Origin of the sequence: Dickeya sp. Secpp 1600 (assembly GCF_003049805.1) — a bacterium.
Taxonomy (GTDB): domain Bacteria; phylum Pseudomonadota; class Gammaproteobacteria; order Enterobacterales; family Enterobacteriaceae; genus Dickeya; species Dickeya fangzhongdai.
On record NZ_CP023484.1, the window covers coordinates 2,514,801 to 2,535,215 of the forward strand.

14 protein-coding genes are annotated in these 20,415 nt (G+C 54.5%); 4 read left to right on the forward strand and 10 right to left on the reverse strand.

Annotated elements, in window-relative coordinates:
• Window positions 1-514: 514 nt before the first annotated feature.
• Complete coding sequence (locus CPA59_RS11300) at window positions 515-1,138, reverse strand: TetR/AcrR family transcriptional regulator (RefSeq protein ID WP_038919070.1); 624 nt, start codon at window positions 1,136-1,138, stop codon at window positions 515-517.
• Window positions 1,139-1,578: 440 nt separating this feature from the next.
• On the opposite strand from CPA59_RS11300, the gene CPA59_RS11305 reads away from it, so the two are divergent.
• From CPA59_RS11305 to CPA59_RS11315, 3 genes are all read left to right on the forward strand, one after another.
• A complete protein-coding gene (locus tag CPA59_RS11305; protein ID WP_107759393.1) occupies window positions 1,579-2,139 on the forward strand; it encodes a TetR/AcrR family transcriptional regulator in 561 nt (186 codons plus the stop codon).
• Between the two features lie 221 nt (window positions 2,140-2,360).
• Window positions 2,361-3,461, forward strand: coding sequence for an extracellular solute-binding protein (locus tag CPA59_RS11310; RefSeq protein ID WP_107760807.1), 1,101 nt, complete (start codon window positions 2,361-2,363; stop codon window positions 3,459-3,461).
• A 266-nt stretch (window positions 3,462-3,727) separates the two neighbouring features.
• Window positions 3,728-5,596, forward strand: a complete 1,869-nt coding sequence (locus tag CPA59_RS11315; protein WP_107759395.1) for a potassium transporter Kup — start codon at window positions 3,728-3,730, stop codon at window positions 5,594-5,596.
• 282 nt (window positions 5,597-5,878) lie between these two features.
• On the opposite strand, the gene CPA59_RS11320 is transcribed toward CPA59_RS11315, so the two are convergent.
• The 9 genes from CPA59_RS11320 to CPA59_RS11360 form a co-directional block, all read right to left on the reverse strand.
• Entirely contained in the window at window positions 5,879-7,312 is a 1,434-nt protein-coding gene (locus CPA59_RS11320; protein WP_107759397.1) for a serralysin family metalloprotease, read from the reverse strand.
• A gap of 425 nt (window positions 7,313-7,737) precedes the next feature.
• Window positions 7,738-9,177 (reverse strand): serralysin family metalloprotease, encoded by a 1,440-nt coding sequence (locus tag CPA59_RS11325; protein WP_107759399.1) that lies wholly within the window; start codon window positions 9,175-9,177, stop codon window positions 7,738-7,740.
• Between the two features lie 150 nt (window positions 9,178-9,327).
• A complete protein-coding gene (locus CPA59_RS11330) occupies window positions 9,328-10,773 on the reverse strand; it encodes a serralysin family metalloprotease (protein ID WP_038919075.1) in 1,446 nt (481 codons plus the stop codon).
• Between the two features lie 212 nt (window positions 10,774-10,985).
• Window positions 10,986-12,374, reverse strand: a complete 1,389-nt coding sequence (locus CPA59_RS11335; protein WP_107759401.1) for a TolC family outer membrane protein — start codon at window positions 12,372-12,374, stop codon at window positions 10,986-10,988.
• 12 nt (window positions 12,375-12,386) lie between these two features.
• The gene (locus tag CPA59_RS11340) at window positions 12,387-13,733 is read right to left on the reverse strand and encodes an HlyD family type I secretion periplasmic adaptor subunit (protein WP_038919077.1); all 1,347 of its coding nucleotides are present in this window, start codon (window positions 13,731-13,733) and stop codon (window positions 12,387-12,389) included.
• A gap of 13 nt (window positions 13,734-13,746) precedes the next feature.
• Window positions 13,747-15,474, reverse strand: coding sequence for a type I secretion system permease/ATPase (locus CPA59_RS11345; protein ID WP_100849565.1), 1,728 nt, complete (start codon window positions 15,472-15,474; stop codon window positions 13,747-13,749).
• 16 nt (window positions 15,475-15,490) lie between these two features.
• Window positions 15,491-15,853, reverse strand: a complete 363-nt coding sequence (locus CPA59_RS11350) for a protease inhibitor Inh/omp19 family protein (protein ID WP_082170938.1) — start codon at window positions 15,851-15,853, stop codon at window positions 15,491-15,493.
• A 151-nt stretch (window positions 15,854-16,004) separates the two neighbouring features.
• Complete coding sequence (locus CPA59_RS11355) at window positions 16,005-17,438, reverse strand: serralysin family metalloprotease (RefSeq protein ID WP_038919080.1); 1,434 nt, start codon at window positions 17,436-17,438, stop codon at window positions 16,005-16,007.
• Window positions 17,439-17,831: 393 nt separating this feature from the next.
• A complete protein-coding gene (locus tag CPA59_RS11360; RefSeq protein WP_038919081.1) occupies window positions 17,832-18,689 on the reverse strand; it encodes an SDR family oxidoreductase in 858 nt (285 codons plus the stop codon).
• 408 nt (window positions 18,690-19,097) lie between these two features.
• On the opposite strand from CPA59_RS11360, the gene CPA59_RS11365 reads away from it, so the two are divergent.
• On the forward strand, window positions 19,098-20,414 hold the full coding sequence (locus CPA59_RS11365) for an SrfA family protein (RefSeq protein WP_038919082.1): 1,317 nt from the start codon (window positions 19,098-19,100) through the stop codon (window positions 20,412-20,414).
• The last annotated feature ends 1 nt before the right edge of the window (window position 20,415 follow it).

Here is a 20,415-nt window from a genome sequence, read left to right on the forward strand (position 1 = left end):
GGAACCAACCGAGTGAGGCGTCAGTGCAGTGATGGCAGGCATTTCCTGAAACAGGAGCCAGTTCGGTTACCCGGTCTGGCTCCTGTTTCATACACAGAGGCGTCGCGCTAAATATGACTGCCGATGGACAGGCAACCGTTCAGGATCATAGCAGCCATGATGATGCAAACCAGACCAACAATTCTCATGTTCTTCCCTCACTCACAACCGAATAAGATGGCATCTCCCTAGAACAGGGAGACACAGCCGGTCAGCATACAGACAGCCGCAGTAAATCCTGCCAAAGCCAGAATTCTCATGCTCTATTCCTCAATAATTAAACTGTACGGTTTAGTTTATATAAAGAAAAAACACTGTCAAGCCGCTGATTGTCTGAAAAGAAGCGGATAAAAGCGCGCTCAGCGCGTCATGGTGTGGCACCGGAGGTGTCGGAGAACCGACGATGGTCGATTGGAACATCAGTAGCCGGCGGGGATTCATTTTCTAAATAAGTCGCCGGCCTGCGAGTGGCTTATTAGTCTTTCCGGAAAGAAGCGCCATGCAGGAAAAGCTCGACGCCGTTTCTCACCATTTCCCCGATCCGCGCCGGCGAACAGTCGGGCGGTTCACGCTGCAGTAGCATCGCATCCGCTTCCGCTTTGACCAACGCCGTAAACTGTTTGGCCCTTAGCGCGGGATCTGCCTGAGTCAGCTCACCTTTTTGCATGGCATCGGCCATGAGATCAGCCAGCCTGGCCATACTCTCTTTCGTCCCCGAGCCCTGAAATAACTCGCCAATGTCAGAATGGCCGGCCTCGCCAACCACAATACGATAGATTTGCAGCGCCGGATTCCCGCCGGTCAGCACATGCATCATTTTCTCACCAAACCGCGTCAGCTTATTCTCCAGGGAAAGCAGCTCCGCTTCCGGCGTACTGAGTTCTGCCGCCGCCTCCGTCAAAAAGCGCGTACTGTAGGTGCGTACGATCGTCTCAAACAACTCTTCCTTTGAGGTGAAGTAGTTATAGAGCGTTGCTTTCGATCCCCCTACACGCTTAGCCACTTCATTCATGGATGCCCGCTCGTATCCGGTTTCCTGAAAAAGCTGAGTGGCGGCATCAATAATCGCCTGCCGTTTTTCCTCGGTCAGTGTTCGCATTACTCCTCCTCTGGCACCTGTCCGGATGGTTCAGTCAGCGTTATTTTTAGGTAACCGGACAGTACAGTTTAATTATGTCGCAGTATGCCATATTTCAGCAGTTCAAGAAACCGCACGGCGTCGGCCATCCCCCCTTATTCGCAAGACGAATGTCGATAGCAGCGCATTCAGCACTTAAAATTGTACATTTGTATTAAAATAGATATTTAAGTTCGTAAAGTTAAATTTTATAAAAAAAAATCAGAATTAAATTCTTTATATAAGATAACAAATGGTTTTTTGATCCAAAAGTTCATTCTGTTTTTTTGAGCAAGACTGTCAAATCCACGCTATTCTCTTCTTACTGCCGGCAAGGATACGATGCAGGCCAGATTACGGAACGCCGATATTGCCCGCTTTCATCGTGGGCTGGCGTTCCCGCTGACGCCCGGAGAGGAACCATGAGATCGAAAAGCGAAATCACAGCAGAACAGCTGATACGCAGCGCAGCGACCATCATTCGGCGTGATGGCCTGCACGCCTGTACACACCGGGCAGTCGCTGAAGAAGCACAGATGTCGCTAGGCGCCACCACCTACCACTTTAAAACGCTGGATGACCTGCTGGCCGCGGTGATGCATCAGGCGATTGAAGACTTTGCGGTCAGCACCCGGCATTGGCTTTCTCTGCACGGAGCCGACGATCCCGCCGGGATCCTGACCGATTTCGTCTTCTGGACTATCGGCGAGCGCTCAAGGCTGACTCGTGAATATGAACTGTTCGTCGCTGCGGTTTCCCGCCCTCTTCTGCGTCCACACGCTGCCGAGTGGCTACAAGCTCACGAAACGATATTGGGCGAGCATTTCGGTTTCAGCCGCCCGGTGTCACAGACGGCGGTATCGTTCACCGATGCCTGGTTGATGCGCGGTATTCTGAGCGGCATCGATGATTTGCCGGATGCGGCGGTGATTCGGGCGGCTTTTCACGCCATCGTCACCAACAGGTCCGCCATCGGCCCTTAAGGCACACCTGTGCGGGTCACGGTCACCCGCCACTATTGAAACGAAACATGTTCCTCCGGGGCGGCCAACTGCCCCGGCAGGCATGGCTTTGCCGGTAATAACCAACCGGCGAAACTGGAGCAGTACCTACACGGGCAAAGTACCTGCATGAAAAAGTACCTGCATGGGAAAAGTACCTACACGTAACCAAGGACTATCGTATGAAGAATGTGAATAACGCGATGAAGGCAGCCGGGCTGATGCTGGCTCTCGCGGGAGGCACGGCCGCCTTTTCAGGGTATGCCGCCACCACGCCGGAGCAGCGATCGCTGGACCAGATTTACCAGAGCGCGCTGAGAGAAGGCGGCGTGGTCACGGTCTATGCCGGCGGTGATACCGCGGGTCAGCAGGATGGTATCAAGCAGGCGTTCGAGAAACGCTTTCCAGGCATGACGCTGAATGTCATCGTGGATTACAGCAAGTTTCATGACGCCCGCATCGACAACCAACTGGCTACCGACAGCCTGATTCCGGACGTTGTACAGTTACAGACGCTGCAGGATTATCCGCGCTGGAAAAAGGAAGGCGCGTTGCTGAACTATAAACCCGCGGGTTGGGACAAGATCTGGCCGGCATTCCGGGATCAGGACGGCGCCTGGACCGGCGTTTTCGTCGATGCGTTCAGTAATGTGGTCAACACCAAACTGGTCGATCAGAAAGCCTGGCCGCGTGAAGCCAATGATTACCTGCGCCCGGACCTGAGAGGGAAAATCGTCGTCACCTACCCGAACGACGATGATGCCGTGCTGTTCTGGTTCAAACAGGTGGTGGATAAATACGGCTGGGATTATGTGGCGAAGTTCAGCGAGCAAGAGCCGGTTTACGTGCGTGGCACCCAGGCACCGGCGGACGATGTGGAAAGCGGCAAGTCTGCGGTAACCTTCTCCACTGACGGCGCGCTGGTTCCTGACGCCAAAGCCAATTCCCGCTTTGTGCTGCCGGCGCAAGATCCGTTTGTCGCCTGGGCACAGCGCGCGGCGATCTTCAAACAGGCCAAACACCCGGAATCCGCCAGGCTGTATCTGAGCTGGCTGCTGGACCCGAAAACGCAGACCGACGTCTGGTATATGTGGTCGGTTCGCACCGATGTAGCGCCGCCGGCCGGTTATAAGCACATTTGGGAATACAAGAATGCCAGTCCGGAAGCGTTTGAGCGTTTCATGAGCGACCGGGCGGCAGTCGAACGCTTCAGAGCGCAGATCGGTCTGTATCTGGGCGAAGTCAAAGGCGAACCGTCGCCGGGCTGGCTCGGCCTTCACCCGGAACAGGCGTTGCCGCATTAAGTTATCCGCCACGAAACACGTGAGCGTATGACATACCGCTCATTTGCCAGGGATTCCGATGTGTCTTGGAATCCCTTTTTTATCGTTGCTGAAAACCCATTCCCGCACCTAAGCCAGGCTTCATCACGCCTCGCGTCACTCATGTCACTTTATGTTTTCTGATGTTATCCAGAATTTCGGCGCCGTCACGTCCGGATGAACATAACAGTCTACACTATGATTACACGGCATTTTTCCTGATTCTAACCATTCACCGGGATGTGCATATGACACATACGCAGCAAGAAAAAGCACCAGGTTTGCTGGCTATTTCCGCACTGGGCATTGTATTTGGCGATATCGGTACCAGCCCGCTTTATACCTTCAATACCGTGATACAACTGGCCGGCGATGCCGCCCGACCGGAAACCATACTGGGCCTGCTTTCCACATTGTTCTGGACGTTGATCATTGTTACTTCCATCAAGTACGCGTTGTTCGCCATGCGGATCGACAACAAAGGCGAAGGCGGCGTGCTGGCGTTGATGTCGCTGTTGCAGAATAACCAGGCCAAGCGTCAGAAATGGATTATTGCCGCCGGGCTACTGGGCGCGGCCTTTATCTATGGCGACGGCGCGATCACGCCGGCAATCTCGGTGTTGTCGGCGTTGGAAGGGCTGGAACTGGTGTTTCCGGAAACCGCCAATTACATCCTGCCGCTGACGATGGTCCTGCTGGTTCTCATCTTCGCCATTCAGCCGCTGGGCACGGACAAAATCAGTCGGTTTTTCGCACCGGTGATGTTGCTGTGGTTTGCTACGCTGGCTCTATTGGGCATCAAGAGCATCATTGATTATCCGGCCGTACTCTGGGCGCTGAACCCAGTCCACGCGCTGACATTTTTCGCCACCCACGGGCATATCGGCCTGCTGATTTTGGGCGGCGTGTTTCTGTGCGTCACCGGGGCGGAAGCGCTGTATGCCGATATGGGGCATTTTGGCCGTAAGCCCATCTGGATTGCCTGGTATGCGATAGCGCTCCCCTGCCTGCTGCTCAATTATGCCGGTCAGGCGGCATTTATCTTATCCGGCACCGAGGCTAACAATAATATTCTTTACCGCCTGTGTCCCCCCGCACTGCAAATACCAATGGTTATTCTCGCCACGCTGGCCACCATTATTGCCAGTCAGGCGATTATCTCCGGCGCGTTCTCCATGACGCGACAGGCGATTCAGCTTGGCTGGCTGCCCAGAATGAAAATCACCCAGACGGCGGAGCAAAGCTATGGGCAAATCTATCTGGGCACCGTCAACTGGCTATTAATGGTGGTCACGCTCAGTCTGGTGATTTTCTTCCAGTCTTCGGAGCGGCTGGCCGCCGCTTATGGCATTGCCGTTTCCATTACGATGCTGATGACGACGTTGTTGCTGTATATGGCAATGCGTAAGATTTGGCACTGGAACAAGATGCTGAGTCTCGGCATCACCGCCATTTTTATCCTGATCGACGTGGGATTCTGCGTCGCCAACATGCTGAAAGTGTTCGACGGCGGCTATGTTCCGCTGCTGCTGGCGATGCTGATTTTCTGCGTGATGTTTATCTGGCGTCAGGGTGTGACGCGCGTATCGCAAACCGTGGCGGAAAAAACGCTGCCGGTAGACGAGTTTCTTTCATCGCTGCAGGCTGATGGCATTTCACGCGTACCGGGCGTCGCCGTATTTTTAACCCGAGTGCAGAATGTTGCACCGCCGGTGATGCGCTGGCATGTCAAACGTAACCAGGCCTTGCATGACAAGATCATCGCCCTGACCATTCAGGTGCTGGATGTGCCGCGCGTCAGGGAGGAAGACAAACTGGTACTGACCGAAAAACTTCCCGGTTTCTGGCAAGGCGTGGCCTACTACGGATTTATGGAGAAGCCCAATATTCCCGAGCTGCTCAAGCAAACGCCGCCGCTGAAAGCGTGTGCCGATCACGAATCCGTGACCTATTATATCGGCCATGAATCGATCGTCGCCAAAGACAGTGCGGACGCCCTGCCGCGCTGGCAATCCTACCTGTTCGCCTGGATGATGCGAAACTGCCTGCATGTCACGGAATACTACCAACTGCCGGGTAATCAGGTGATCGAGATCGGTCGACGCATCGCCATCTAGTCATTTACAATGCGGGGCAGGCATATTCCCAGCCTGTCCCCCGCGTTTCGCCCGACGTCTTCCTGTTTGATAAAGAGAAGACTGTAAGACGTTCGCATCATGGGTAAAATCCGCCTTTCCTCTCCTGCTTTGCGATAAGCACACTACTATTTCAGGTTGAGTGGGGAGTATTGAAGATATAAGTATGTTGTAACTAAATTGGTATCAAAAAGGCAAAACGACGTGAGGAAATGCTCAGCGAGAAATAAAGGGCGGAGAACCCGCCCTTTGGTTATCAGTCGGTTACACAACGAAATCGGCTGTCTGTGATACCTGACCTACAATTTTCACCAGGAATTCCGGCGAGGTATTGTTATCAAGGTTCAGATAAAGGTTGCTGACGTTGGCTGATGAATCCCAGTTGAGCAGGAGCTCACCACCGCCGCCGCTGAACTGATTAACAAAATGCAGGTTATTACCGGTGTTCAGTGCAGAAAGGTCGATTTTATCGACACCGGTCTGGAAATCGAGAATCCAGTCCGGCGCCGCCACTTTGGAGTCGGATACCGCGGTATACACAAAGGTATCACGACCGCTGCCGCCATACAGACGGTCTGCCCCGCCCCCGCCGTACAGAATATCGTCGCCGGCGCCGCCCTTCAGAATGTTATCAGCGCTGTTGCCGATCAGCACATCGTTGCCGGAGCCGCCGATGGCATTCTCAATGGTCACGCCGTGCGCGATCGACACGTTGCCTTTCAGCCCGCCGACATCAGACAGTGACCCTTCGTTCAGATTGATACGCTGGTTGTTGCTGTAACCAGAGAAATCAAAGGTATCGTTGCCGCCCGCATCCCATACCGAGAAAATCAGCGCTTTGCTGCTGCTGGTCGCGGTGTAGAAATCACGATCGGTGTTGGAGTTGAAGCCATAGACGGTATCGCCGGTGCGGGTGGTCATGTTGGCGCCGTACAGGCGCTGAATGGCGTCGATATCATCCAGCATCGGGCCGGCGGCATAATGGCCCTTGAAATCCCCACCGGTATTCTTCTCACTCCAGTAGCTCATGATGCTGAACTGACGGGTATCTTCGGCATAGGTCACATCGCTGTAGCTGGGGTTCCCTTCGCCGGCGTTATAGTCGCCCGGATGATTCAGCCCCAGCGCGTGGCCGATTTCATGCGTCAGCGTCTGACGGCCGTACTCCATTTTGTCCGGGCTGCGAATGTTGTCCACATTGTAGTTGTACCAGGTGGTACCGGATGCGCTGCCGCTGCCCGGCAGATAGGCATACGCCTGCGTGCCGTAATCCAGACGGCCGCTGGAGTCACGGGTATAGTTGCCAAAAGTGACGTTGGCCGACTGATTCCCTGTCACTTCCGTGAAGGTGATGTTGGCCAGATCAGACCAGGACTGTAATGCCAGTTTGGCCTGAGCAACCTGTGCGGCATTGAATTTGACAAACCCGGTATCGCCGTCCGGTGTGGAGCGCGCGGACTGAAGAAACTTGAAGGTCAGGTTGGCGGATTTACCAAATACATTCGAACCATTCCAGCTGACGTTGTCACGGGTAATTTGTTCGCCCGCATCCTCAATCGAATAGGATGGTTTGCCGTTAATCGTCAATCCATTTCCTCGCCCGTGATAATGCAACAGATCATAAACAGAGTCATAGCTGCTGCTGGCAGATAATGAATGCAACGCGTCATCATCACGTGAAGACAGATTTTTTTCCATAAAACCCTCATTGGTATAAATAATCAGAAAATTCCATAGCCATTAAATTTTAGATAAAGAACATCTCTGCCAATTTAATGACATATTTTCGGCATATAATCTTGATGATATTTAACGCAAACAAACAGCGCCATCACTGGCGCTAATATTTATATAAGCCACTGTAATGTTTTTGTAAAGGTTCATTGGTTAATTTTCTATTTATTGGCGATTTAGCCCACAGCTTCAATATGGTGCTAATTGATTAAAATGAAATAAGTTATTTGAATGGCGGGAAATAGAAAGAAAAGAAAACGATTGCTTTTTTAAAGCTGAAATTAAAAACAAGACGAAATCATTTCACAAATAAACCTTTGGCAATTATCAATATATTATTAATGAAACAGGGCAGATAAACTGCCCTGTGCAATATTTTCAGAATATCATTACACAATAATATCGGACTGTGTCGCCTGACCGACGATTCGTACCAGGAAGTCTACCGAGCTGTGTCCGGCTTCATGCAGCCACAGGTTGGTGATGCTGTTGGCCGCATCCCACTGCAGCATCACTTCCTGTCCTTTGCCGGTGAACTGATCCTGTACAAAGCTCAGTTGGCCTTCGCTGCGGAACGCCGACAGGTCGATTTTATCAATACCTTTCTGGAAATCGGCAATCCAGTCATACGCCGCTACGGTGGAGTCCTGACCGCTGCCGTAAACGAACGTATCACGCCCGGCGCCGCCGTACAGCGTATCAGCACCGGCACCGCCGTACAGCACGTCGTTGCCCGCGCCGCCCTGCAGCACGTTGTCGGCGCTGTTGCCCACCAGAATATCGTTGCCGGAACCGCCAATCGCGTTCTCAATGGTCACGCCGTGCGCGATCGACACGTTGCCTTTCAGGCCGCCGACATCCGAGAACGACCCTTCATTCAGGTTGATACGCTGGTTGTTGCTGTAGCCGGAGAAGTCGAAAGTATCGTTGCCGCCCGCATCCCATACCGAGAAAATCAGCGCCTTACTGCTGCTGGTCGCGGTGTAGAAATCACGATCGGTATTGGAGTTGAAGCCATACACGCTGTCACCGGTGCGGGTGGTCATGTTGGCGCCATACAGCCGCTGAATCGCCGCGATATCATCAATCATCGGCGCGCCGCCATAGTGACCGTTGTAGTCAGCGCCGGTTTCATTCTCGCCCCAGTAACTCATAATACTGAACTGGTAGCTATCCTCGGCATACACGGCATCGTGATAAGACGGATCCCCTTCGCCGGCGTTGTATTCACCCGGATGCGCCAGGCCGAGCGCGTGGCCAATCTCGTGGGTAAATGTCTGACGGCCGTACTCTTCCGACCCCGGATTACGGATATTAGACTGGTTATAGTTGTACCAGCTGCTGCCTGCGCTCTGATAATTTCCCGGATAATAGGCATAAGCCTGAGTGCCATAATCCAGGTTGCCATTCGCATCACGCGTATAGTTACCAAAGGTGATATTGGCAGACTTATTTCCCGTCACTTCGGTGAACGTCAGATTTGCCACGTCCGACCAGGATTGCAGCGACAATTTCGCCTGCTCAATCTGTTCGGCATTAAATTTCACAAACCCGGTATCGCCGGATGGAATGGAACTGACTGATTGCAGAAACTTAAACGTCAGATTGGCTGATTTGCCAAATACATTGGTTCCATTCCAGCTGACATTCTCCCGGGTAATTTGCGCCGCAGCCTGGTCAACGGAATAGGATGTTTTGCCATTGACGGTCAGGCCATTACCCCTGTCGTGGTAATGCAGGAAATCATAAACAGAATTATACGCACTGCTGGTATTGGCCGATAATGCGTGTTGAGCGTCATCTTGACGTAAAGACAGATTTTTTCCCATAAAATCCTCTGGAAATAGCATAAAGAAATACTGTCACTCTTTATTCAGGGCGAACAACGCCCTGCCGGAATGACATGATAATAAGATTCCCTTGGAAATCTTATTAAACAGGGTAGTTAAACCACCCTGTTTAATATTTTCAGTGGTTGATTACACAATAATATCGGATTGTGCAGTCTGGCCGACGATACGCACCAGAAAATCCACCGAGCTGTGACCCGCTTCATGCAGCCACAGGTTGGTGATGCTGTTGGCCGCATCCCACTGCAGCATCACTTCCTGCCCTTTGCCGGTGAACTGATCCTGCACAAAGTTCAACTGACCCTGATTGCGGAACGCCGACAGATCGATCTTGTCCACACCGGTCTGGAAATCGGTAATCCAGTCGTATGCCGACACGGTGGAATCCTGACCACTGCCGTATACGAAGATGTCGCGCCCGGCGCCGCCGGTCAGCGTATCCGCGCCGAGGCTGCCGTACAGCACGTCGTCGCCGGCGCCGCCCTGCAGCACGTTGTCGGCGCTGTTGCCCACCAGAATATCGTTGCCGGAACCGCTAATCGCGTTCTCAATGGTCACGCCGTGCGCGATCGACACGTTGCCTTTCAGCCCGCCGACATCCGAGAACGACCCTTCATTCAGGTTGATACGCTGGTTGTTGCTGTAGCCGGAGAAGTCGAAAGTATCGTTGCCGCCCGCATCCCATACCGAGAAAACCAGCGCCTTGCTGCTGCTGGTCGCGGTATAGAAATCACGATCGGTGTTGGAGTTAAAGCCATAGACGGTATCGCCGGTACGGGTGGTCATGTTGGCGCCGTACAGTTTCTGGATCGCGGCGATATCATCCATCAGCGGACCCGCCGAGTAGTGCCCTTTGAAGTCGCCGCCGGTGTTTTCCACCTCCCAGTAGCTCATGATGCTGAACTGACGGGAATCTTCCGCATAGGCAGCGCTGTTTTTGTAACTGATATCCCCTTCGCCGGCGTTGTATTCCGCCGGGTGGCTCAGCCCCAGCGCATGGCCGATTTCATGCGTGAACGAATGCCGTCCATACTCATCGGTATCCGGGTTACGAATACTCGATTGGTTGTAGTTGAACCAGGCGCTGCCGGACACCGGATGCGTGCCCGGATAAGCGGCATAAGCCTGCGTATCCGTATTCAGGCTGCCGTCGGCATTGCGCGTATAGTTAGCGAATGTGATGTTGGCCTTTTGATTGGGGCTGACTTCGGTAAACGTCAGGTTTGCCGCATCCGCCCAGGACTGCAATGACAGTTTCGCCTGCTGCATCTGCACCGGCGTAAATTTTACCGGGCCGGTATGACCGTTAGGCGTCGAGCTAAACGAGTTAAGGAATGAATAAGTCAGATTTGCCGCTTTGCCGAATACGTTATCACCGTTCCAGGTGGTATGCGGCCGCGTTAATCCCTCACTCACCGCCTTGTCGGTGGTATAAGACGGTTTGCCATTGACAGTCAGACCGTCGCCACGCTGATGGTAAAACCAAAAATCATACACATCGGCATAGCCGGTATAACTGCCTGCCTTGGCAGCGGCGGCAGAGGTATTTAACGAAGCTTTTTCGTTTTGTTGCATATAACTTCTTCCATAAAGTCTGACGTATTACTGTCAGAATGCCTTTTTTCGCCATTACGTCGCCGACCATTATCACGACGGCTAATTTAATGACATACCAATCCCTCGCAGCAGGCTGCGAAAGAAATTTCGTGGAAACGACAATCAATTTTTTGTGGAAACAACCATCAATTTTAGTATAAAAATAAATCAGTTAACGCAAAAGGTTACCGTTAATTCGCTTTATTGCCGGCAGCCGTATTCATTCCGTTTTTATTTATTGGATGCGCAGCCTGAAACCAGGCCGCCAGTTGCATCATATCCTGCTCATTTAGCGTACCGGCGGTATAGCGCAAATTCAGCCATGCCTGTAACCAGCGATATTTGACTTCCGTCAGCTCGCGGCGGGCGTTATACCACTCCTGTTCCGCCATCAGCACGTCCAGATTGATACGTTCGCCGCCGGCGACGCTTTGCCGCGTAGCGCGGATCGCTTCCGCGGCGGCAGCCACGCTCATCTGCCAGGCCCGGATTTTGGCGGCTCCGTTGGTGCACAGGTTGAACTGACGACGCAATTCCGCAAAGGTCTGCCGGGTCTGGTTATCCAGTTCCGCCTGACTTTGCTGGTATTCCGCCGCGGCCTGACGCATCGATGCCGAAACGGCGCCGCCGGAATACAGCGGCACACGTACCTGCAGACCAACGGTCTGGGTGTCGTATTTCTGGTTGTAGTTGTATTCGGACTCCGACAGGCTGTTGCGGGTGGATGCCACCAGATCCAATGTCGGCAGATGACCGGCGCGGTTACGCTCAATTTCATAGCGGCTGTAATCGACGTTTTCACGCTGCACCGCCAGCTTGGCGTTGTGTCGCACCGCCAGCTCACGCCATTGCGACAGCGAACGATTTTCGGTGACGTTATCCGGCAACGCGTCCAGCGCCAGCGGCGACAGGTCCTGAATTTGCAGCGGCGAACCAATCATGTTTTCCAGATCGGTCATCGCGGCATCCAGCGTATCTTCCTGCTCGATACGCTGCGCTTCAGTGACGGTGTAACGTGCCTCCGTTTCCCGCAGGTCGGTTTGCGTTCCTTCCCCCGCCGCCAATAAGCGACGGTTCAGCGCCAGTTGTTCCTGATAGGCGCGGCGCTGCGCATCCAGCAGCATCAGCTTTTCCTTTGCCAGCAATGCTTCGCTCCAGGACTGATACAGACGCACCATCAGGTCCTGACTGCGATCGCGAAATCGCTGATCGGCCATCAGTTTGCGGGTGACGCCCTGCTGGTAACGCGCCCAGGCGGCATAGTCCAGCAGCGGCTGGCGCAGCGTCAACGTCGAGACGTAGTTATCGTAATCACGTTTCGTCGTGTTATTCACCGTCCGGTCCCGTTGCGTCACTTTGGAATGACTGTAATTGGCGCCATAGTTATATTGCAGCGAGGGCAGCAATCCGGCGCGGCCGATCGCCACTTCCTCTTGCCCGGCGTCCCGTTCGAAGCCGGCCGCCCGCAACTGCGCGTCATTGCGCAGCGCCAGTTCCCACGCATCCAGCAACCCCATCGCCTGGGCGCTGCCGCCCGACAGGGATAACACCACCGTCAGTAATACCGCTTTCCTTCGCATTGCTTCCTTCCGTTACTCTTCCGTCAACGCCAGATGCATGCGATCCATCAGGGGTTTAAACAGATAATTGATAAACGAACGCTCCCCGGTGCGGACAAACCCCTGCACCGGCATACCGGGTTTAATTTCCAGCCCATGCAACGAACGCTTGCCTTCTTCGCTCACCTGAATGCGCAGGCTGTAGTACGGCGTGCCGTCTTTTTCGTCCACCAGCCGGTCAGCGGACAGCAAGGTCACCGTTCCCGGCACTCGCGGTGTGGTGCTTTGGCTAAATGCAGTGAACTGCAACTCCACCGGTAGCCCGGACCACACCTTGTCCACCATTTCTACCGGAATACGGCCATCCACCAGCAGCGGCTGATCTTCGGGAACGATTTCCATCATGACCTGCCCGGGAGCGATCACTCCGCCTTCGGTGAAGATCTTCATGTCCACTACGGTGCCGGCAACCGGCGCGCGCACCTGCACATTGGCCAGATTGAAATCCGCCTTCTCGCGCTGGCTGATCACTTCATTCAGTTTGGCCTGCACGTCGGACAATTCGCTGTTGACCTCTTTGTCATATTCCTGCTGGCGTTGGGCGATGCGCAATTTCTGTTGCTGAATATCACGCCGGGTTCGCCCCACTTCGCCGCTGGTCTGGGCAATTTCACCACTGACCTGCGCAAACAACCGTTCCGTTTCCAGCATTTTATTGCGCGGGACATAGTTATCCGCCGCCAACGGCCGCAGCCCCTGCAACTGCTGGTTCAACGCCGCCTGCTCGGACTGCTTGCTGCTCATCACCTTTTGCAACGCGCCGAGCGACGTTTCCAGCCCATCAATACTGGCGCGCACGCCGTCGGTTTCCAGCTTTAGCGCCTGCTGACGGCTATGCAGCAGGTCTTCCTGCAACGCGATGATGACGGCCATTTCCGGCCGCTGGCGCGCCTGCGTCAGCCGGGGCGTCGCCACCAGCGACGACTGATTACGCTGTTCCGCCAGCAGGCGGGCTTCGCGGGCGATTAGTTGATCATATTGGGAGCCAAGCCCTTCGCTGGTGGTACGGGCGTCTACCGCATTCAGCGTCAGCAGCACCTGGCCGGCGGCAACGCGGTCCCCCTCTTTCACCTGGATCCGGTCGACAATGCCGCCCTGCATGTGCTGGATCACCTTGCGATTGCCGGACACCACGACATTGCCTTGCACCGCCACCCCTTTATCCAGCGGCGCCAGCAACGCCCACAGCAGAAAACCGCCAAAACCGGCCAGCACCAGCCACCAGCCCAGCCGTAACGCCCGCTCTTCATCCCGGCTGGCGCGATCGCGCATTGCCGCTTCGTTCAATTCATCCTGAGTGGTTATATCCATGCCTGTCATCACGAGATCCCTGTCATTGCGGCATTGCGGCCGTGGGGTTCATCCGGGCCTGATTGGCGGCGCTGCGCTGTTGCAGTTCCGTCAACACATCCCGCGCCAGTCCCATACGCTGCTGCTGGCCCTCATGGAGGATCAGAATTTTTTGCGCCAGCGTCGTCAACGCCGGGCGATGGGTAATCAACACCACGGTCGCGCCCCGTTTCTGCAACGCGACAATAGCCTGCATCAAGGCCTGATCGCCTTCACTGTCGAGGCTGGCGTTCGGTTCATCCAGAATCAGCAGACAAGGGTCGCCGTACATGGCGCGCGCCAGGCCGATACGCTGCCGCTGACCGCCGGACAAACCGCTGCCGCCATCGCCCAATTCGGTGTCATAGCCATTGGGCAACGACAAAATCAGTTCATGCACCCCGGCCAGCTTTGCGGCCGCCACGACTTTTTCCGGATCGGCCTCGCCAAAACGGGCGATGTTCTCCGCCAACGTGCCCTTGAACAACTGTACGTCCTGCGGCAAATAACCGATGGTCGGCCCAAACGTGTTTTTGTCCACCTGATTCAGATCAGCGCCATCCAAACGCACTTTGCCTTGCGTCGGCGCCTGCGCGCCGACCAGCAAACGCGCCAGCGAGGATTTGCCGGATCCGGATGCGCCCAGAATCACCAGCGTTTCGCCAGCCTGCAACGAGAAATGAATGTTCTGCAGCCGGGCGTTGCCCTGTGCCGGACGCAGCGAAACCTGTTCCACGCTGAGATGCCCTTCCGGCGCAGGCAGCGCCATTGCCGCCGGGCGCGGCGGATAGGCGACAATCAGCCGGGTCAGGCGCTGCCAGGCAATGCGCGCGCTGCTCCATTGTTTCCATACCGCGATTAACTGATCGATCGGGCTCAGCACCCGACCAACCAGAATCGAACCGGCGATCATCATCCCCGGCGTGATCTTGCCGTCGATCGCCAGCAACGCCCCCAGCCCCAGCATCAGCGACTGCAACGCAATGCGGCTGTACTTGGACGCGCCGCCCACCGCGGCGGCACGCTCGCTGGCCAGATTCTGCAGGGAAATAAAACGGTAGTGGCGCGTCAGCCAGCGCCGACGCAGGTTGCCCAGCATTCCCATCGCTTCAATGACGTCGGCATTGCGCAACTGGGCGTCAGCCAGATGGGTCGCCTGTTGCGATTGCTGATTGGCTTCCGCCAGCGGTTGGTTGGTCAAACGCTGGTTCAGCCAGGCCAGCGCCACCAGCACTATGGTGCCGCCCAGCGCCAGCATCCCCAACCAGGGATGCAGCAAAAACAACACCAACAAAAACAGCGGAAACCAGGGCACGTCGAAGAAGGCAAACAGCGCATTGCCGGTGATGAACTGGCGCAGCAGCGTCAAATCGGTCAGCGCCAGCCCGGCGCGGCCGTCGCCGGCCTCCAGATTACGGGCAAACGCCGCATTGAAGACATCCTGATTGAGCGCCAGATCGATACGGGTGCCCAGCCTCACCACCAACAGACTACGAACCCACTCCAGCGCGCCCATAAAGGCACACAGTCCCGCCATCAGCAACGTCAGCATCAGCAGGGTTATACCGTTGCCGGACGCCAGCACCCGGTCATATACCTGCAGCATATATACCGAAGGCGCCAGCATCAGTATATTGATGACGGCGCTGAAAATCCCGACGCTCCAGAAACTGCGGCGGAACTGGCGCAGCACGCCGAACAACGAACGATCTCGCTCAGAGGAAGCATTCACGGCTGGGCACTCTCCCTCAGGCTTTCTTTTTCAGGGTGCGAACGCTGCCGTCAGCCAGCTTATGTTCGTAGTGATCGCGGTTGCGGCTGAAAAACGCCACTGCCGAGCCGTCTTGCTGCGTCAGCGTCAGACCGTCTGGCGTAGGCCGCCAGCCGACCGGCGCTTCCGGCAGCAATTTTTGCAGGCACGCGCTGTCGCCAGCCAGCCGCCAGGTCGTGCCGTCAAGCACATCCGTGTTCAAGCGGATATCACAGTGTTGCTCCGCTCCGCTCAATACCCACTGCCCGCTCAGTTCCGCCGCGGACGGCAATCTCAGACTGCTCGCCATACATCCTCCACTCAGTGCACTCAATAATGTCGCAATAATCAGCTGTTTCATGATATTCCCATCATTCGGTCATCAGTGAACGCGTTTAATAATTGAAACCATCGTGTTAAATACGTGGATAACGGCAGGCATATCTCCCACGCGAGAAAATACCTGCCGTTATTCAATCAATCAAAAAATAACGGGAACGCGCCCATTATCGTTAAACAATAAAATCCGACGGCTGTAATGCCGCACCGACAATGTTGACCAGAAAATCAGCCGTGTCGTGCCCGCTTAACTGCAACCACATATTGGTTTGATGAGACTGACTATCCCAATTCAACAACACTTCGTTTCCTTTTCCCGAGAAATTATCAACAAAGCGGAGATCATGATTTTTATTAAACGCGGATAAATCGATCCTGTCTTCTCCACGCTGGAAATCGGTAATGGTATCCGGCGACGACAATAGCGAATCCTTTTCCCAGGCATAAACAAAAATGTCTTTCCCGGCGCCGCCGGTTAAAATATCAGCGCCGCCGTCGCCATAAAGCACATCATTACCCGCACCGCCGTCAATACGATTATCAGACAGATTCCCCACAATCACATCATGGCCTGAACCGCCAATCGCATTTTCAATCACCGCGTCCGCGGCAATGGAAACGTTGCCTTTCAATCCGCCGACATCCGAGAAAGTGCCGCTAATCAGGCTGATGCGCTGATTAGCGCTATAACCGGAAAAATCAAACGTATCGTTGCCGCCGGCATCCCAAACGGAGAATATCAGCGGTGTTTTGCTGTCTGTCGCCGTATAAAAATCACGACCGCTATTGGAGTGAAACCCGTATACGGTATCGCCCGTACGGGTCGACATATTGGCGCCATACAATTTTTGAATGGCCGCAATATCATCCATTAGCGGCGCGGCGGCATGATAGCCATGAAAATCGCCGCCGGTGTACCCTTCATTCCAGTAACTCATAATGCTGAACTGGCGGGTATCCTCCGCGTAGGTCACGTCTTTATAACCCGGATTGCCGTCGGAAGCGTCATAATCGCCCGGATGATACAACCCCAGCGTATGGCCGATTTCATGCGCTAATGTATTACGACCAAATTCATTGATATCCGGCCGTTGATTGTCAGCCTGATTATAATTAAACCAGGCTGAACCGGCCCACTTCCAGCTGCCGGGATAGAAACCGAACGCCTGACTGTTGTTATCGGTATTACCATCCGGGCTCAATGTATAGTTGCCAAACCGGATGGTGGCGTGTTGATCGTCTTTAATTTCGCTAAAAGTGACGTTCGCCACATCAGCCCAGGATTGCAATGCCAGTTTGGCCTGCTGAATCTGCGCGGCATTAAATTTGACAAAGCCTTTGAAATTATCAGGCATGTCGGCATCAGAAACCGACTGAAGAAAAGAGTAAGTCAGCGCAACGGATTTACCGAAAACCTTTTCACCATTCCAGGTAATATTGCCACGGGTTATTTGATCGCGGGCCTGCTCCAGCGAATAGGATGGTTTATCGCCGATATTGCCATTTCCACGGGCGTGGTAATTCCATAATTGATAGACATCCGCCACGCCGGTATAGCCGCCGGACGATGCGGAAGAAAGATCGGTTTTCTTTCCATATAAAGCCATAACATTTCCTCCATGAAATTCGCCTTTATACCCGACATACTGCAAGTTGCACTGGGTATACCATCCCTTGCGGGTATGACATCTGTTTATAGAACCGCTTGTTTATAAAGCCGCAGCTAAACACCAACTTCTTCACTTTTTGTCCTATTGAAAGTGAATGCTCCCTGTGGCGCGTCAATCAGATTGAAATGCAGCATAGGCTGACAACACAGACAGGTTAGTAAAACAGAAATAAAATGACAAGATTCTGTCAGGAAAATCGACGTTTCATTACCATGCGTTCAGGCTACGAAAAAAAACCACATAGAACATTGCGGAAGGGAAAATTGGCAGAATAAAAAGTGGCGCATCTGTCGCCAGACGCGCCATCGCGTTTAATAACGTGAAAACAAATTACAGCGACGCCAGCGTACCGCGGATGACCTCGGCATAAGGCGTCGTCGGGCGACCCAGCAATGCCGCCAGCGCGTTCTTGTCATCAAACAGCCCGCCTTTTTCAGCGCCGGCGTCGGAATCCGCCAACATATCAGCCAGGAAATCCGGCAATCCCGCGCCTTTCAGCGCGTTGGCGAAATCCGCCTGGGACAGGTTGACATATTGCACCGGTTTGCTGCTCTGCTTCGCAATTTCCGCGGTAAATTCCGCCAGCGTGTAACTGTTATCGCCGGCCAGCTCATAAACTTTCCCTTCCTGACCATTCAATTGCAGCACGATTGCAGCCGCTTGCGCATAGTCGCTGCGCGCCGCCGAAGCAATGCGGCCTTCGCCGGCGGCGCCGATAAACGCGCCGTGCGCCAAAGCCGGCGCGATGCTGGCGGCATAGTTTTCGGTATACCAGCCGTTACGCAAAATAACATGAGGAATGCCTGAATCGCGCAGCGCACCTTCGGTCGCCAGATGCTCGACCGCCAAGCCCAGCGACGAGGTATCCGCGTGCAGCAGACTGGTGTAGACAATCAGCCCGACACCGGCTTTTTTCGCCGCGTCGATCACCGCTTTGTGCTGGGTTTCGCGCTTGCCGACTTCACTTGATGAAATCAACAGCAACTTGTCTACTCCGCTCAGCGCGCTGACCAGCGTATCCGGCCGGTCATAATCGCCATGTCGTACATGAATCCCCTGCGCGGCCAGAGCGCTGGCCTTAGCCGGGTCGCGTACTACCGCAACGATCTGTTCTGCCGGTACCGATTTCACCAGCGAATCAATCACCAGACGGCCCAGTTGGCCGGTTGCTCCTGTAATCGCAAACATAACGAACTCCTGTTAATGAGAAAACCCTGTGCCATGCTTCAACCCGAATACGCTCAACGCCAGACAGGTTGAAGCTCGTGCCAGCAGCATATGACTCAAACTCACTTTTAGTAAGTACTTACAGAAATGTTAGTGTGAAATAAAAATGCCGACATCATCACAGAATGCTCGCCATCGGCTTCCCGCTGGTATGCTGCCGGGTAACCTGTAAGATAATCGACCTGCCGGTTTTTTAGTTTCAGTCACATCGCACTTATGCGATATTGCTTTTTCAGAGAGCTGATGACGCAAATATTTGTCATATTTGTCACTTCTTTACGTATTTGATTCGTGATCATCAGAATTATAATCGCAGATATTGAACACGATTTTCTGCCTTGACGGTTTATCACAAAGGGTCTCTTTGGCGTGGCAAAATTATTTTTACGCAGTGGAAATTTAGACGATTTTCTTGCGTTGGGAGAGAACGGCCAGCCCGTTTATGCTTCAGCGCTGCAATTACGGGAGACACTGCGTCTTCGCAAACAACAGCACATCGCTGACTGTCTGGCCATCCCCCAACCTAACGAGGATGGCGATCGCATCGACTGGTATGCGCCCTTCGCCGGTAAAATCACCTCCTGGATGGCAGCCAGCGACGAGCAGCGCGAGCAGGCGTTGCTCTTGCTCGAACAGTATCTCGGCACCGTTGACGCCATTAGCGAGCGGGCGCGTCAATCCAACAAACCGGCCCAGAAACTCTTCGGCGTATTGTTGGCGAAAGCTTTTCAGTTTCCGGGTTCCAATCATGTCTATCTGGTGGACGATAAACCGGTCATCACCTTCTGGGGATTTGTCAGCCTGGGCAAAAAATCCCGCGTTGACGTGCTGGAGTGCCTGCGCCCGGTTGAACCGGTCGAGATTCCCGAGCCGGTTCCTGAACCGCTGCCGGAAGTGACCACGCAGGTCGACGACCCCGAACCGGAACAACCGGCGCTGCCGGTCGAACCGGAACCCGTGGTGATTGCCGAACCGGCCGCGCCGCCGCAAACCGCCCCGTCGCCGCGCCGGGTCTGGACCAGTATCTGGTTGCTGGCGCCGGGCGCCGCGCTGTTGGCGACGCTGGCGTTCCAGATCCGCGGCTGCGTTTCTCACCCCGAAAGCAACACCCCGCCGGCGGTGACCACCATCAAACCGGAAAAACGCGCGCTGAGCGCCACGCCGGCGGATACGCTTCCACAGCCGAATCTGCCGCTGGAGGTGGCTACGCTGTTGCCGCCGCCGGCAGTGGTTGAGCAGAAAAAAACCGAAGAAAAAGCGCCGGAAGCTCCCGCGCATGTCGAGGTAAGCGCCGCCCCGAAAGGCGCGCTGGTGATGCCTGCCGACGCCGTAAAAATCGGCTCCATCCGTTTTCTGGACGGCAACTGGCAGGCGACGCTCATGGCGAAAAATCCGCTGACCGGCAAACCGCCGGTTCTCCGCTACCAGATCAAAGACGGCAAAGGCCGGGTACGCTTTACCTACGGCGAAAAAGTCACCTGTCAGGCCGAGGTGGAAGCCGGGTTGCACCAGTCCGGCAATCTGGTGATCAACAGCCGCTATCGGGCGCGCTGCAGCGATGGTTCCCGTTATCCGATGCCGGAAATCGTCTGTACCCGACAGGAATCGAGCGAGGCCGCAGAATGTAAAGGCCGCTACGATGCCGACACTGTGCTACCGATGACGATTAAGCGTGAGAGCAAATAAC

Coding starts and splice junctions, on each gene's coding strand:
- CPA59_RS11305 (WP_107759393.1), top strand. CDS start 1,579: ATGAGATCGAAAAGCGAAATCACAGCAGAACAGCTGATACGCAGCGCA.
- CPA59_RS11350 (WP_082170938.1), bottom strand. CDS start 15,853: ATGAAACAGCTGATTATTGCGACATTATTGAGTGCACTGAGTGGAGGA.
- CPA59_RS11310 (WP_107760807.1), top strand. CDS start 2,361: ATGAAGGCAGCCGGGCTGATGCTGGCTCTCGCGGGAGGCACGGCCGCC.
- CPA59_RS11335 (WP_107759401.1), bottom strand. CDS start 12,374: ATGCGAAGGAAAGCGGTATTACTGACGGTGGTGTTATCCCTGTCGGGC.
- CPA59_RS11300 (WP_038919070.1), bottom strand. CDS start 1,138: ATGCGAACACTGACCGAGGAAAAACGGCAGGCGATTATTGATGCCGCC.
- CPA59_RS11355 (WP_038919080.1), bottom strand. CDS start 17,438: ATGGCTTTATATGGAAAGAAAACCGATCTTTCTTCCGCATCGTCCGGC.
- CPA59_RS11315 (WP_107759395.1), top strand. CDS start 3,728: ATGACACATACGCAGCAAGAAAAAGCACCAGGTTTGCTGGCTATTTCC.
- CPA59_RS11330 (WP_038919075.1), bottom strand. CDS start 10,773: ATGCAACAAAACGAAAAAGCTTCGTTAAATACCTCTGCCGCCGCTGCC.
- CPA59_RS11325 (WP_107759399.1), bottom strand. CDS start 9,177: ATGGGAAAAAATCTGTCTTTACGTCAAGATGACGCTCAACACGCATTA.
- CPA59_RS11340 (WP_038919077.1), bottom strand. CDS start 13,733: ATGACAGGCATGGATATAACCACTCAGGATGAATTGAACGAAGCGGCA.
- CPA59_RS11320 (WP_107759397.1), bottom strand. CDS start 7,312: ATGGAAAAAAATCTGTCTTCACGTGATGATGACGCGTTGCATTCATTA.
- CPA59_RS11360 (WP_038919081.1), bottom strand. CDS start 18,689: ATGTTTGCGATTACAGGAGCAACCGGCCAACTGGGCCGTCTGGTGATT.